At 64.6% G+C, this 14,426-nt stretch carries 14 protein-coding genes; 3 read left to right on the top strand and 11 right to left on the bottom strand.

What is annotated here, in order from left to right; genetic code table 11:
- Window positions 1-8 precede the first annotated feature (8 nt).
- Window positions 9-1,388: a ribosomal protein S18-alanine N-acetyltransferase gene (rimI, locus tag BN3560_RS10345; RefSeq protein WP_161959462.1), complete on the bottom strand. Its 1,380-nt coding sequence runs from the start codon at window positions 1,386-1,388 to the stop codon at window positions 9-11.
- Window positions 1,336-2,682, bottom strand: coding sequence for an MFS transporter (locus tag BN3560_RS10340; RefSeq protein WP_157780572.1), 1,347 nt, complete (start codon window positions 2,680-2,682; stop codon window positions 1,336-1,338). Before BN3560_RS10340 ends, rimI begins: the two co-directional genes overlap by 53 nt.
- Window positions 2,683-2,945: 263 nt before the next feature.
- Here BN3560_RS10340 and BN3560_RS10335 point away from each other — a divergent pair, with 263 nt between their 5' ends.
- Both BN3560_RS10335 and BN3560_RS10330 read left to right on the top strand, forming a co-directional pair.
- Window positions 2,946-4,253 carry an MFS transporter gene (locus BN3560_RS10335; protein WP_087191892.1) on the top strand — a complete coding sequence of 436 codons (1,308 nt, stop codon included), beginning with the start codon at window positions 2,946-2,948 and terminating at the stop codon, window positions 4,251-4,253.
- A 131-nt stretch (window positions 4,254-4,384) separates the two neighbouring features.
- Entirely contained in the window at window positions 4,385-4,723 is a 339-nt protein-coding gene (locus BN3560_RS10330; protein ID WP_087191891.1) for a hypothetical protein, read from the top strand.
- Between the two features lie 499 nt (window positions 4,724-5,222).
- On the opposite strand, the gene BN3560_RS10325 is transcribed toward BN3560_RS10330, so the two are convergent.
- The 9 genes from BN3560_RS10325 to BN3560_RS10285 form a co-directional block, all read right to left on the bottom strand.
- Window positions 5,223-5,474 (bottom strand): hypothetical protein, encoded by a 252-nt coding sequence (locus BN3560_RS10325; protein WP_015539700.1) that lies wholly within the window; start codon window positions 5,472-5,474, stop codon window positions 5,223-5,225.
- A 237-nt stretch (window positions 5,475-5,711) separates the two neighbouring features.
- A complete protein-coding gene (locus BN3560_RS10320; protein WP_096227977.1) occupies window positions 5,712-7,121 on the bottom strand; it encodes an MFS transporter in 1,410 nt (469 codons plus the stop codon).
- A 269-nt stretch (window positions 7,122-7,390) separates the two neighbouring features.
- Window positions 7,391-7,627 (bottom strand): RanBP2-type Zn finger domain-containing protein, encoded by a 237-nt coding sequence (locus BN3560_RS10315; protein ID WP_015539702.1) that lies wholly within the window; start codon window positions 7,625-7,627, stop codon window positions 7,391-7,393.
- A 24-nt stretch (window positions 7,628-7,651) separates the two neighbouring features.
- Window positions 7,652-8,002 carry a 4Fe-4S dicluster domain-containing protein gene (locus tag BN3560_RS10310; RefSeq protein WP_041239387.1) on the bottom strand — a complete coding sequence of 117 codons (351 nt, stop codon included), beginning with the start codon at window positions 8,000-8,002 and terminating at the stop codon, window positions 7,652-7,654.
- Window positions 7,974-10,340 (bottom strand): molybdopterin-dependent oxidoreductase, encoded by a 2,367-nt coding sequence (locus BN3560_RS10305; protein WP_041239388.1) that lies wholly within the window; start codon window positions 10,338-10,340, stop codon window positions 7,974-7,976. The genes BN3560_RS10310 and BN3560_RS10305 overlap by 29 nt, the downstream gene beginning before the upstream one ends.
- 243 nt (window positions 10,341-10,583) lie before the next feature.
- A complete protein-coding gene (locus tag BN3560_RS10300) occupies window positions 10,584-10,820 on the bottom strand; it encodes a hypothetical protein (RefSeq protein WP_087191888.1) in 237 nt (78 codons plus the stop codon).
- Between the two features lie 333 nt (window positions 10,821-11,153).
- Complete coding sequence (locus BN3560_RS10295; protein ID WP_157780571.1) at window positions 11,154-11,879, bottom strand: trigger factor; 726 nt, start codon at window positions 11,877-11,879, stop codon at window positions 11,154-11,156.
- Window positions 11,880-11,961: 82 nt separating this feature from the next.
- Window positions 11,962-12,765: a response regulator transcription factor gene (locus tag BN3560_RS14550; protein ID WP_231897384.1), complete on the bottom strand. Its 804-nt coding sequence runs from the start codon at window positions 12,763-12,765 to the stop codon at window positions 11,962-11,964.
- A complete protein-coding gene (locus BN3560_RS10285) occupies window positions 12,671-13,609 on the bottom strand; it encodes a hypothetical protein (RefSeq protein WP_096227975.1) in 939 nt (312 codons plus the stop codon). Before BN3560_RS10285 ends, BN3560_RS14550 begins: the two co-directional genes overlap by 95 nt.
- 391 nt (window positions 13,610-14,000) lie before the next feature.
- Here BN3560_RS10285 and BN3560_RS10280 point away from each other — a divergent pair, with 391 nt between their 5' ends.
- Window positions 14,001-14,327, top strand: coding sequence for a hypothetical protein (locus BN3560_RS10280; protein WP_096227974.1), 327 nt, complete (start codon window positions 14,001-14,003; stop codon window positions 14,325-14,327).
- Window positions 14,328-14,426: the final 99 nt, after the last annotated feature.

The following is a 14,426-nucleotide window of genomic DNA, read 5'->3' as shown; positions in this document are numbered from 1 at the left end:
CTCGGCGCTCACCCCAGCGGGAGCACCATGATCACGGCATCGTCGGGAGGATCCTCGTAGTAGGCCGACCGCACCGCCGCCTCCTGGAAGCCCAAGCGCGTGTAGAAACCGCGCGCTTGGGCATTGCCCGCGCGCACTTCCAGCGTGAGGACGCCGTGGCCGCCGGCACGGGCGTCCCGCACCGCCTGCTCCACGAGGGCACGCCCGACGCCCGCCTTGCGCCGCGCGGGATCCACGGCCACGCGCACGATGGCGGCGCCGTCGGGGGCGCCCCACCATCCCAGGTATCCCGCCAGCCCGCCCTCGGTGAAAGCCGCCGTGTAGTGCGCGCACGGGTTGTGGCGCAGGTCGAGCGCGAACGCGAGCGGCGTCCACGGATCGCGGAACGAGACTACCTCGATGGCCATGACGGCGCCGAGGTCCCGCTCGGCGAGCGGGCGGATGGCAACGGCGGGGGCGTCCGCGGGGGCAAGCGGTGCGCCGCCGCGCGGACGCGCTTCCGTTTGGGCCTCTTGCGGCTTGCGGAACGCCTCGGGCGCCGACTCGAAAACGGGGCCGGCGTACTTCCATGGCGAGGCGCCTTCCTGCGGCTTCTGCCCTATGGCCACGAACGACTGGGTGACGAAGTAGTAGTCGTCCTGGTCGAACAGCGTGCCCCACGCCTCCACGAGGGCGTGGATCTCGGCAGCGGTTCCCTCGTCGACGCACGCGGGAACGTTGCGGCGGAAGTACACGCAGCGCTCGAACAGGGCATGGCGCTCCTCGAGCGTCTTGCCGCACGTGTCGGCCGCGAACTGGCGCACCGCCACGTTGCCCAGGCCCGCGCGCCTCATAAGCGTGTAGCACTTCTCCCCGTTGCAACGGTCCGTGCAGGCGGTGTGCGGGGTGTTCGGCAGCACGTGACGCTCGTAAAGGTCGAACAGCCGGCGCATAACCTGCTCCGGGTCGGGGTAGGACAGCTTCGCGGCGTCGTCCGTGGTCTTCACCACCACGAAGCCGCCGGGCACGAGCAGCCGGCACGCTTTGGAGAGCGCGGCCTGCGGGTCGGGCAGGTGCTGCAGCACGTGGGAAAAGTACACCAGGTCGAAGCGCTCGCCCGCCTCGGGCTCATAGTCCTCGAATGTCGAGCATGCGAACGAGAACCGCGCGTCGCCGGCCGTGCGCGCTGCCGCCTCGGCCACGGCCTCGGGCAGCGGGTCCACGCCCACGACACGCGCCACGCCTGCGTAGGGCGCGAACTTGAGGTAGGTGTTGAAGCCATCGAAGCACCCCACATCCAGCACGCGCACGCCGTCTCGCCCAGCCAGGTTCACGGCCTCGAACGCGGCGTAGTCCTCAGGCGCGGTGCGCAACGCCTGCTTCACGATCTGCCCTTTGCCCCACGCCATCGGCGCTCCTCCCCGTCGTCTGCCCTGCGGCATCCTGCAGCTCCCCTGCAATCCCCGTACCCGCCGTCTCCCCCGCACCCCCGTACCTCGCCTGCAGCCGCGCGTTCGCCGGCTTGCACAGCGCGCCGCACGCCAGCGACAGCAGCGCGAAGGCGGGCACGATGACGAAGAACGCCTCGTAGCCGCCGGTCCACTCGAACAGCGCCGCGGCAACCAGCGGGAACACCAGGTTGAACGGCGCCAGCACCACGGCGCTGATGCCGGTGTTCATGGCCAGGTCGCGCTGCCCGAACGTCGTGCGCATGTACGACGTGTTGATGGCCGCGTACATGCCGTACAGCAGCCCCTCGACGAGCAGGAACGGCGCGAACAGCCACGGCGCCTCGAACCAGTAGGCCGCCGCCATGCCCACCGACACGGCCAGCGCCAGCGCCGGCAGCACCACCAGCGTGCGGTTCTGCCCGATACGGTCGTACAGGATGTCGCCCAGCGGCCGCCCGAACCCGTTGCCCAGCCCGAGCGCCCCCACGGCCGCCGTGGCGAACGCGATGGACGACCCGATGCCCGTCATCATGACGGACGCCTCGGCGATCACGGCGCCGCCCGCCCCCATGACCACGCTGCGCCAGATGCAGAAAAGCCAGAACGACGGCTCGCGCACCGTCTTGGAGCCGGGCAGGCTCACGCCCACCGCGTCGCGCTTCGGCTTGAGCGCCGCGATGCGCGGCGGCGGCTCCTGGATGAAGTTGATGGCCACGAGCGCCTCCACCAGCGCCAGGGCAGCAATGACCACGAACGCCAGGCGCCAGCCCAGCGACGAGTAGATGAGCGCCGAGGCCAGCGAGCCCAGCACAAGCGCGCCCATGCCGAAGCCCATGACCAGCACGCCCGAGGCGAACCCCACCTTGTCGCCGAACCACGCGAGCGTGTTCGTGGTCCACACCGTGTAGCTCATGCCCGAGCCCAGCCCGCAGCACACGCCGTAGAACACGTAGAGCTGCCAGAGCTCGGTGATGAACTGGCACGAGAACAAGCCCAGCACGATCAGCGACGTGGAGGCGACGAAGCACGCGCGCAGCGAGAGCACCTTCGAGAGCGGCCCGATGGACAGCATGCCGAACGACAGCCCGATCATGGCGACGGAGAATACGAGCGACGTCTGGCTTCGCGTCCAGCCGAACTCGGCCTCGAGCGGCGGAATGAAGATGGACCAGGCGTAGATCGTGCCGAACATGAGCATGGTCAGGATGCCGCAAACGAGGATAGCGTAGCGGTTCGTGCGTATGTCGGCCACGCTCATCGCCTCCCTAACGTTTCCCGGCGGAGGTGCCGACGCCTCCGCGCGGAAGCTGCGCGCAAACGCGCGCAGACCGTTTCGCTCGCGATGCAACCTACCACCGGCATGAGGAACGCCCCTACCGTGAGGAGTATGAAAACGAGGGCATCTAGTACGGACGACTATACGCGAGCCCGCGCGCGCACGGCACAATGGATGATGTCGCACGGCATGCCCGCGCTGTCCGTGCGCGCGTGTAACCATTGAAAGAGAGGGGATCCATGCCTGACCTTACCGTCGGCCAGATCAAGAGCAAGCGCATGCTCTACCTGGCCTTGTCCACGCTCACCTTGCTGTTCCTGGGGCTGATCTACGCATTCTCCATGTTCGCCGCCCCCATCTGCACCACGTTCGGCCTCGAGAAGGCCGCCGTGGGGCTCACGTTCAACATCATGATGATCACGTTCTGCGTCGGCGCCGTCATCGGATCGCAGATCGAGGCCAAGATCGGCGTGCGCAACACGCTGTTCGTGGCCGCAGCGCTGTTCTTCTGCGGCTTCGCCGGCACGGGCCTGTTCGGCAACGGCAGCATCACCGTGGTGTACCTGTGCTACGGCGTGCTGGGCGGCCTGGGCGTGGGCGTGGGCTACAACTCCGTCATCGCCACCACCAACGTGTGGTTCCCCGACAAGGTGGGCTTCTCGTCGGGCGTGCTCATGATGGGCTTCGGCCTGGGCTCGCTCATCTTGGGCACCCTGTCGGTGAACCTGGCGCCGACGCTCGGCCTGGGCACCGTGTTCGCCGCCATCGGCGTGATCACCGCGCTCGTGGTGGTCGTGCTGGCCTGCACGCTGCGCCGCCCGCCGGCTAACATCGTGGCCCTCATGGCCCCCGAGAAGGCGACCGCGTCCGGCTACGACCCGGGCGAGCAGGACACGCCGCTCAAGTCCTCCACGTTCTACGTGTACTGGGTCTGGGCCATCATCGTCATCGCCATCGGCCTGGCCACCATCGGCAACTGCGCCTCCGATGCCCAGCTCGTGGGCCTCGACGCCGGCTTCGCCACGCTGCTCGTGGGCCTGGTGTCCACCTGCAACGGCCTGGCGCGCGTGGTCATCGGCCTCATCTACGACAAGACGAACGTGAAGATCACCATGCTGGTGGACGGCCTCATCGCCGTGGCCGCCTGCGCCTGCATCATCGGCGCGCTCACCACCGGCATCTCGGCGCTCTACGTGGTCGGCGCGTTCTGCTGCGGCTTCTGCTACGGCGGCGTGCCCGTGGTGGCCTCGGCGTTCGCCCGCCAGCGCTACGGCGCCAAGAAGTACCCGCTCAACCTGTCGCTGGCGAACTTCGCCATCGTGTTCGGCTCCATCCTGAACATCGTGGTGCAGGGCGCCGTGGGCGGCGACAACCGCCTGGCCGTGTTCATGGTCATGGGCGTGCTGTCCCTCGTGGCCGCAGCCGACGTGCTGCCGTTCTCCAAGAAGTGGAACAGCGACATGAAGATGCTGGAAGGCCGCAAGGCGAAGGCCTCCGGCAGCTCCGCCGACGTCGAGGCGCCCGAGACGGCTGCCGCCGCCTCGTAAGCGAGCGCCCATGCGGGAATCGGCGGCTTGCTGCCTCCGCAGGCTTGCCGATTCCCCGTCGGGGCGGCCTCTGGTGTTAGAGGCCGCCCCGACGGGGATCACGCGATCCTAATCAGGGGAAAGGACACGTTATGGGCAGAAACATGAGCCAGCGCAAGGCGAAGGCGTACCAGGACATCGAACGTCTCAAGGCGAACCGTCGCAAGGACCTCATCAAGTGCGCCGCCGCCCTCGCAGCCATCGTCGTGCTCGTCACGGTGAAACTGGGCTTGGAGACGAGCGGCATCCTGGAAGTAGGCAACATGGCCGTGGGAGCTGCAATGATGATGGCCGGCATCGGCCTGGCCATCCTGGGCGGCACCTCGAGCGTGGACTTCACCCGCTCCGGCAACGAGATCAGGGGCATCCAAGCGAGCGTGGGCATCACGAAGCAGGACATCAAGGACTACGAGCAGGCAAAGCGGGGATAAAGCCGGCGAAGCACGCGCATGGCGGCGATTCAAAAGCCTTGAGCTCGAGCCCCGCCTTGGAGCCGTCCCGTTGAGCAAGGGCCCTGCCCTAGCTCAACGGGGAACGTCCCCCGGGTTGAAGCAAAGGGCTGTATCAAAAGTTTCGCCTCGTCGTCTCTCCCGGGTCGAGCGTAGGGCAAGAGCTCTGCCCTTGCCGCCGGGCGAGATCGACCCGCAGGTTGCGGCAAGGGCGGAGCTCTTGCCCTACGAGGGCGGGCTTGCGTTCTGGGACTTTTGATACAGCCCCTTTAACCCGTGAGATATGGCTAAGAAGAGCTTTTGGATACGGCCCCGGCGCGGATCCCCCGAGCTCCCGCCTCTCACGCAAGACCTCGAGAGAGCAAGACGAGCGCATGACGCCTGGTTTTTAAGCGCGGAAGGTTGGCCAAGGCGCCTCTTCGATCAAACGCAACGCGGGGCGCCTGCTCGACCGCCGAGACGACCCATCCCCACCGCGCCCTCAGTGACCGGTAACGCCGTTGCCGGTGAGCTCGGTGGCCAGCACGAAGGCCGCCAGCAAAAGCCCCAGCACGATCCAGCAGAATATCTTGGCGGTCTTCGTGGACACGGGGCCTATCCGGTCGCTGCGCGGGTCGTTGTCCACCGTGAATGCGGCAGCGCGGATCTCCTTGGTGAAGCGCGTGCGGCACTTCGTGCAATGGTCCTCGGAAGCAGATTCCTTGCCGCAGAACGGACAGATGATAGCGCTCATCGCGAACCCCCTTGTATCGATTCAGCCCCTCGGCACCCGGTGCATCGGTCGGGTTTGCCAAGGCGGTTCGCCGCAATCGTCGGCATCCTGCGCGCGACCAGCAACGCTCTATGAGATGCGGCGACCCGCGAACCGCCCTGGCAAACCCGACCGACGAGGCCCCTTTCCAGGAACCCCGTCGGCCGGTCGAACGTCAATCCGCTCGCATCTTTTCAGGATGGGGCGGTAAAGCAGTGCTTACGCCTTTGCGTCGGCAGCCTCATCGGCGATGTCGTCGATGTTCATGCCCTTGGCGCCCTTGGGAAGCAGGAAGCCAGCCAAGAAGCCGAACGCCATGGGGGCGGCCAGCAGGGCGATCAGCGGAGAGAACGCCCAACCCGCAGCCTTCAGGCCGCCCAGGATGATGGGCGACAGGATGCCGGCGGACTTGCCGAGCGCGACGATGGTCGCAACACCGGAGTTGCGGAACTCGGTGGGATAGGACTCGGACATCATCGGCTGGGCAGCGGTGATGGCGTAGTTCAGGGCGAAGCCCATGAACACGAACGCGATCAGGTACGGCCAGAAGCTCGTCTCGGCGGGCAGCTTGACCACCTGGGAGACGATAAGGCAGGCAACCACCGACAGGCCGTAGCCGAAGATGAGGTTGCGCTTGCGGCCCATGGCCTCGGAAACGAAACCGGTCGTGCAGTTCGCCACAACGGACGCGGCGTTCTGCGCCATGGCCAGCATGTACGACGCGGTAACGGCGCCGCCCGTGGCCTCGAGCATCAGGGCCGGCAGCCAGGCGTTCACGCCGTAGATGCTGAAGTTGCCGGCGAAGTAGATGATAACCAGCGCGATGGTGGTCTTCAGGTACTTGCCCTTCCACACCTCGGCCGGGCTCGACTTGGCGGAAACCGGCGGCACGAGAAGGTTCTCGGCCTTGAGCTCGTAGGGTATCTCCTTGCCCGCGCGCTTCTCGATGCGCTCGAGCGTCTTCACCGCGCCGTCAAGCTTGCCGTGCACGGCGCACCAGTGGGCCGATTCCGGCGTGAACTTGCCGAACACGAACGCGTAGATCACCGGCAGCGCGCCGATGGCGTAGCACCAGTGCCACGTGGCAACCTGGACCATGACCGTGCCCACGAGGGCGGCCATAACCCAACCGACGATCATCCACGCCATGCCGAACGTGATGAAGAACGAACGCTGCTTCGTGGGGGTGAACTCCGTGAACAGCGTGGTGACGATAGGCGTGCACACACCCAGGAACAGGCCGGCGAGCACGCGGAAGACCGCGAAGACCTCGTAGTTCGGGGCGAAGATGCACGGGATGGTAAGCAGGCCGTACATGAACGTGCCGATGGTGAGGATCTTCTTGCGGCCGAACTTGTCGGACAGCGGGCCGGCTGCGAACGAGCCCACCACGATGCCGATCGTCGACCAGGACGACAGGGCGCCCTTGAGGGCGTCGTTGCCTGCAGGACCGAAGAACTCCTGCATGATCTGGGTGTTGGTATAGGAGATGATCATGTAGTCGTAACCATCGAACATCATCGCTATGCCAACGAGGAAGAAAATGGAAATGGTAAACTTGCTGACTCCGAGGGAGTCGATCGCCTGGGAAATGGTGAACTTCCCTGGCGACTTTGCAGCTGCACTCATAATCCGCTCCTTGGAACGTTCCCCGGCCCTTATGAGCTGTTTTAAGCCGGAGAATCTGATAGGCGGCCGTCGGACAGTGCGGATCCCGCGCAAAAGAAGGCGTTCCTGCTTTCATGCGCTAGCCTTGGATGATGACTCGGATCGAGGCTTCGTCTTCTTTTGCTCTTTCAGCATTTCCCCATGAAAACGTTTCGACCCTGCCTGGCGGCCATGGAAAGAACGAGGGGACCCCAATCTCAAGAAAGAGATCCCCTCGCCGTTGGAACTAACTACTCCTCGCCGAGAATCTTCTCGACGGCCTTCTTGTCCTGGTTCAGGCGCTCGGAGTCATCGATAGGCTTGAACGTAGCGCTCTCGATGGACTTGTCGGCAACCTTCTCCTTCTCGGCGCCGCACTTCTTGCACGCCGTGGCATCGGCCGCGTTAAAGGTACCGCACTCGGTGCACTTCCACAGAATTTTCCCCAGCGGAGGCGGACGGAATCCGCCTTTCTCCTGACGAGCCATAGCTCTACCTCCTTCGTTCCAACATTACTTTGCGAAAAGCACCTGATTGGGCTTCTCAGCCAACTTAGCGGACAGCTCCTCGAGCGTGCCGTAGTACATGATGCCAGCCTGGCAGTGATGCACGCAGCTCGGAAGCCTGCCCTCGGCCACGCGGTCGGCGCAGAGGTCGCACAGATCCGTGGGCAGGGGAAGATAGGTCCACTCCCACTTGCCGTTGATGTTCTTCACCGGGCCGTACTCCAGCGTCTTGATGCCGTACTGGCCGATCGGAAGATCATGCACTTTCTTGCAAGCAACTTCGCACGTATGGCAGTTGGTGCAGAATTCGTAGTCGATCAGCAGACCGTTAGTCGCCTTCGAACCGGGTGTAGTCATAGCCACCGAAGCCACCTCCCTTGGTCACAATCTCGCTAGGCGAGCAATCATTTTCAGGCGTCACCTTGTAGCACTTGCAGAGCGTGCTCTTGTACGGGGCGCCGTAGTGCGTCGGGCCGTACACGCCCATCGTGGTCAGGTTGTTGCCGTTGCAGTCGAACACGCCGTACAGGTTCGGCTCTGCCGCCTCCTGCTCGGGGAACCACCAGCCGTGACGGGCACGGACGAGGTTCGGCATGAGGCCCGGAGCGATGTGCGCCTGCTGCTTGCACTTGCCGCGACGGTTCTCGAACCACACCCAGTCGCCTTCCTTCACGCCGATCTCCTCGGCGATCTCGGGCGAGATGTCGGCGATAGCCGTGGGGTGCACTTCGCGCATGGTCGGCAGCTGGCGATGCTCGGAGTGGAACAGGCCGATGTGACGGTGGCCGGACGTGTAGATGTACGGGTACTCCTTGTACAGCTCAGGCGTACGGTACGGGCTCTCGAACGGCTCCATGTGGTGCGGCAGCGGATCGAATCCCCACACGTCGAACAGCGGCGAGGAGATCTCGTACATACCGGTAGCCGTGACGAAGCCGGGCTGGCCGTCCTCGCGGAGCAGGCCCTTCTCGTACTTGTGGTACGTCTCGTTCCAATCCCAGTAGTCGTACACCGTGTGGGTGAGGTCCTCGAACGTGTACGGAACGCCGTTGCCGTCGTCCTGGATCATCCACGTCAGGAAGTCGCGCACGGTCTCGAACTGGTTGAAGAAGTCCGGGTTGAAGCGCTTGCCCAGATAGAACACCAGCTCTTCGTCCATCATGCACTCGTAGTAACGGCCGGCTGCGGCGGTCATCGTGCGCAGCGGCTGCCACCAGGAGCGGAAGGAGTCGCGCTCGACGGACATGGCCACGGGGAGCACCAGGTCGGCGAAGGCGACGGCGGTCGGGGTCAGGTAGTAGTCGACGACGACCGTGTAGGGCACGTTCTGCCACGCGCGGTAGATGCGCGGGGCGTCGCCGCCCATGTTGGCGATCGGGTTCGTGCCATGGACCCACATCATCTGGGGCGGATACGGCACGCCCGTCTCCATGGCCTCGAGCAGGAGGTCAGGCGGGATGAACGGCGTGTAGCCGGCCTTGTGGATGGGCGACTGGTCGGTGCCGATACGGCGGTCGAGCATCTCCTGGGAGATGAACTCGAGGCCGCAGCCGTACTTCTTGGAGCTGTTGTAGGCGTAGCGCACGAGCACGTTGCCGCCGGGGACGTCGAGGTTGCCGCACAGCGCCGTGATGTCGGAGATGGCGAACGAAGCCTCCATGGCAGCGATCTGCATGTCGATGGCGAGGCCCCACTGGATGGCGCCGGGCTTGGCAGCAGCGAACATGCGGGCAGCGTCGTAGATCTGCTGCTCGGGGATCCAGCAGATCTCCGCGACCTTGTCGGTCGGGTAGTCCTGCAGGCGCTCGACGAGCTCGTCGAAGCCGTAGCACCAGTTGTCCACGAAGTCGTGATCGTACAGGTCCTCGTCGACGATGACGCGCAGCATGCCCATGGCGAGCGCGCAGTCGGTGCCGGGACGAACCTGGATCCAGATGTCAGCCTTGGAGGCCAGCCACGTGAGGGCCGGGTCCATGACGATGAACTTCGTGCCCATGCGCATGAGGTCGATCAGCCAGTGGCCGACGAAGCCGTCGGGGTTGGACGCGAGAGGCTCGTTGCCCCACACGATAACGACCTCGGGCTGCTTCCACTCCGGGTTGTCGTAGCGATCCGGGTGCAGCTGGGAGGCGTCCAGGATCCAGCAGTCGCCGTCCTTCATGAGGTTGGCGGTCATGCGGGGCTGGTAGCAGGAGTCGGCAGAGAGGAAGCCGAACGACATGTTCGGGCTGCCGAAGACGGCGCGGAGGCACATGGCGCCATGCCACATGGCGTTACGGCCGGTGCCGGACAGGGCGACGATGCCCTCGGGCCCGATGCCGTTGTACTCGTCATGAATGGTCTTGCAGATCGTCTTGTAGGTGTCCTCGAGCCAGTCGAAGGCCTCTTCCCACGTGATGCGCTTCCACTTGTTCTCGCCCTTTTCGCCGTCGCGGAGGAGAGGCCACTTGAGGCGGTCGTTGTTGTAGATGTTCTCGACCATGTTCAGGCAGCGCAGGCACAGACGTCCCTGGTTGTACCCGAAGTTGGGGTCGCCCTCGATCTTCTCGAGCTTGCCGTCTTTGACGTACGTGAGCACGCCGCAGCCGTTGTGACACCCAGGTCCGGTCCAGACCGAGGTGCGGGTCACTTCATAACCATCCTCGTACCAACGCCAGTCTGTTTTGTACAGATCATGGTTGTATTCGTTGATCATGAAAAGCCCCCCTTTCATAAAAGAGATACCGATAAGATGAACTCTTATTCTTCAGAAACCCCGAAGCACGCTTATCTCGGGTCGCGCGGCCTCCTCAAACCTCGCTTCCCGCCTTCCCCGTGTCCGCTCGGTCTCCTCTTCCGCGCGGAGGATCGGGGTTTCTTAAAGACTTGCAATGACCCTCGTGCCGACGTGCATGCGGCCTCTCTCAAGCCGCTGCCGGAAGGATCGACCCGCTCCTGCTTACGCAGTAGGCGGCTTCGGCGCGCCAGGGGCCTTGGGGGCGCTCGGCGCAGCGCCGGGAGCCTTGGGGGCGCCGGGAGCGCTCGGGGCAGGGGCGTTCGCGCCCGTGCCGGCAGCATCCGCAGCGGGAAGCTCGGTGCCGCACTTCTTGCACTTGTCGTTCTCGGGCGGGTTGAAAGAGCCGCAAGACGGGCACTTCTTCATCATTTCGTCGAACGACGGCGGTCTGAAGCACATATCGTGGTTCCTCCTCTTCCTCATTGAATCTCGGTGGACAAGGTCTGTTCGCAAATACATTGGGGTGCATTCACAGCGCATAAGCTACCACGCGGCAAATCGGCGAAACTACCTTCGCGGGTATGAAAAAGGGCGATCTAGTACTGGCAGTCATACTCACTACTACGCACGTATCGAGGCTTTTACCTGGGGAAACGTAAATCGGTCATGCAAAGGGGACGATACGGGGTATGAGCCCCCGAGCAAGCAAAAGGGCCCGCGACGCGGGCCCTTCCGAAGCAGCCGGTGCCGGGGGCACGAGCCGCAGCGCCGGATGGCGCATAGAAGCCGGGGCTAGGCGGCGGAGGCGTCGCCTTCCGTCTCGACGACGGCCGCGTCCACCACGCTGCGCATGACCTTGACGCGGGCGGCGGCACGCTGGGCGTCCGCCATGCGGCCGTTCGCCTCGATCTCCGCGAGGAACGCATCGGGATCGTCCGTGGACAGGTACTCGGTGAGCTCGGAGGGCGCGACTTCGGTTCCCGTGGCCTCGATCATCTTGTCGAGCGCCGCGTTGAGCTTCAGCTGGAACACCACGTCGTCGCGCAGCTTCTCCTCGAACTGCTCGGGCGTGAGGTGCTCCTCGCGCAGATAGCGCTCCTTCGTGGAGCCGAACGACTTGAGGCGCTGCTCGTACTGCGCGTGCGAAGCCTCGATGTTCGCGGCGACGACATCTGCGGGAAGCTCGCCCTCCAGGCGCGTCACGAGGGCGTCAGAGCACTTCTGGAACTTCGTGTTGTTCCAGGCCACCATGCCCTGGCGCTCGAGGTCCTGCTTTATGCCCGCGCGCAGCTCGGCCATGGTGCTGATGCCGTCGAACTGGCCCTTCACCCATTCGTCGGTCAAATCGCCGATGGAGCGGATGGGCGAATGGTTCGTGGCCGAGGCCACGTACACGAACAGCTGCGCGTCGATGTCGTCGTCGGTCGCGACAGGCTGCGGCGGCATGACGATATGCACGCTGTCGTGCGAAGAGAGCGCAAACGCGCTCAAGTCGAGCTGGGGTGCGGTTTCTTGCATAGGGTACTCCTTACGGTTGGCGGGGCGCATCGCCCCAGATGGACAGCAAAACGGCGCGCCGCGGCGCGCCGAGATGGGCTTGTCAGTCCTGCTCTTGCGATTTGATGTCTTCCTCTCGGAACGTCTCTATAAGGCTTAGCATCTCCTGCGACGAATGCACCCCGAGTTTGTGGTAGATGTTCGCTATGTGGGTCTTGGCCGTGTGCATGGAGATGACCAGCTTCTGCTGGACGTACTCGGCGTTGCGACCCTTGGCTATGAGGAAGAATATCTCCGTCTCGCGCGGGGAGAGCTTGTAGAGCTCGGCGATGCCGCGGCACGTGCGCCGCCAAGGCGTGTCGGCACGCTTGGGCTCGCCGGAGGGTTTCGACGACAGCGCGGGCTTGGACGGCGCGTCCTCGTCGCGCGAGGCGGAAGCCGGAGCGTCGGGCGCCGGCTCGGCTGCGGCTTTCTTGGAGGTGCCGGCCCCGGCGCCGGAGGGCGCGGGCGCGCCGACGGCCGAGGTGGATGCGACGTCGGCTTTCTTTGCGGCCGCAGCACCTTCGGGGGCAGCGGCGCCGGGGTCGGACGTCATGCGGGCAAGCTGCGCCTCGAAGGGCTCCTGCTCGCGGAACGGCGTGAGCACCGTTGCCACGAGCATGGTGATGGCGGCCCCGCACAGCGAGTAGAGCACGAGCGAGGGGTCGGCCACGCCGAGGCCCGTGACCACGGTCTTGCCCACCACGAGGCCCACGGCCAAGCTCATGTAGACGAGCACGCGGCCGCCGTCGACCAGCAGCAGCGATCCGGGCTTAAGCCGCCGCGCCAGCCCGACGCCGAGTATCAGGCCGCCGAAGTCGAACAGGTTGAATCCTGCCAGGATAACCGTTTCTGATGCGAGGAGCACCCCCCCCCCCGCCCAAGAAGGAAAGTCCCACGATGCCGAGGACGAAGAAGAGCAGCGAAAAGCGGTGTATCGTGTCGATATCGGCGTTCGTCTCGGGCGCCTCGGGTATGAAGAAGATGACGATGCCCGCCACCACGATGCCCACGAGCACCACGGCGTTGCCCGCCATGAGCAGCGCGACGCCGCTGTTGATGAACCCGCCCTGCAGCAGGCCGAACACGAACGCGTACACCGTGGTGGGCAGCAGCGTTTTCAGCGAATGGCGCAGGACGCTCTTGCGGGGCGGCACGACGGCCGGAGTCCGAGCGGCCACGTCGACCGGCTCGATGGTGCGCCAGTTCGCAATGAGCGACACGGTGGCCACCGCCGGCATGCACAGCGTCACAAGGTAGCTGAGCGGCGGCACGAAGCTGCACGTGAGGAACGCGAGGATGCCGCCGGCCATCATATCGACCGCGAACGAGCGGAACAGATGCCCTGCCGCCGCCTCCATATAATAGTGAAGCCACAGGAACATGAGGAACGCCTCGGAAAAGCCCAGCAGCACCACCGAGGCGATGCGCCACGGCATGTCGGCCGAGAGCGTAACCAGCGAAAGCGCCGAGGCGACCGTGGCAAGCACGCCCGCCGCGCCCAGCAGCAGCGTGGACGGAGCCGTCTTGTTGCGGTTCAGGAAGAAGCGGCCTACGCCGACAAGCGCCCCGAAGGACAAGGCAAGCGTCAGATACAGCGTGAACTGGCGCTCGAGAAAGAAGGAAAAAGACGGGTTGTTGGTCGCACCGATAAATATGGGAGAGAACAGTACCAGATAATGCCAGCTCAAGAGAACCTTGAATCCGATCATCGTCAACGTCTTCACATGGGAAGTCTTATCCTCTGATCGTTCCGGCATTGATTGCGTCATCCGGCACGCCCCTTTCCCCCTGATGAAAAGAAACGAGCAGCGCTTCACTCGTCCTTCTCAAACCTTACTCGTTTTACTCGGAAGGGCCTATAGCCCACGGTACCAGAGCCGCTCATTTTCATACTGCGATAGGTACAAAGCCCACCAGGCCCCGTGCTAGGTTGATAGTTGCATATGCGCGATTCCAGGTAATTTCCGTGCGCGCCACCTGCACGATCTCTCCCCCGCTTCGGCGCGCTCGTCTTCGCCCGAACCGGTCATAACCCTAGTATAGAGCATAACGTAATCGATTGGATTATATTATAGCCCAACGACAGAAAGGAAGGCCACTATGCCGGGAGGCTGCTGGATATGCAACCCGCTGTGCGGGAAATGCCAGCCCGCGCCCAAGAAGTCGGGGAAGTGTCCCTCTTGCGGCACGTGCACCATCTTCGACCGCACGGAAGTGACGGCCGGAGCGGCGCTCTTGTGCAAGAATTGCGGCGAGGACCTGACGGCGCTCGTGCGCCCCGAGCCCCTGCGCTGCAACTACAGCGGCCTCGTGTGCGCCTACCCCTGCGGCAAGGGCACGAGCGCGCATCCCGAGCATGGGTACCAGGTATGCCGCCGAAACACCCCTCCGAGCGAGGAATGGCTGGCAGCGCATCCGGGAGTGTAGGAGGAGGCGGAGGGAGGCAGAGGGTCGGGGGAAACGCCTCGCTCCCCCGATAGCTCTCGTTTGCCGCAAGCGTGCGAGAACGAGACGCCATCCGCCGCC

Origin of the sequence: Gordonibacter urolithinfaciens, from assembly GCF_900199375.1 — a bacterium.
In the GTDB taxonomy this organism is placed as follows: domain Bacteria; phylum Actinomycetota; class Coriobacteriia; order Coriobacteriales; family Eggerthellaceae; genus Gordonibacter; species Gordonibacter urolithinfaciens.
This window is presented reverse-complemented; position numbering and strand designations above follow the sequence as displayed.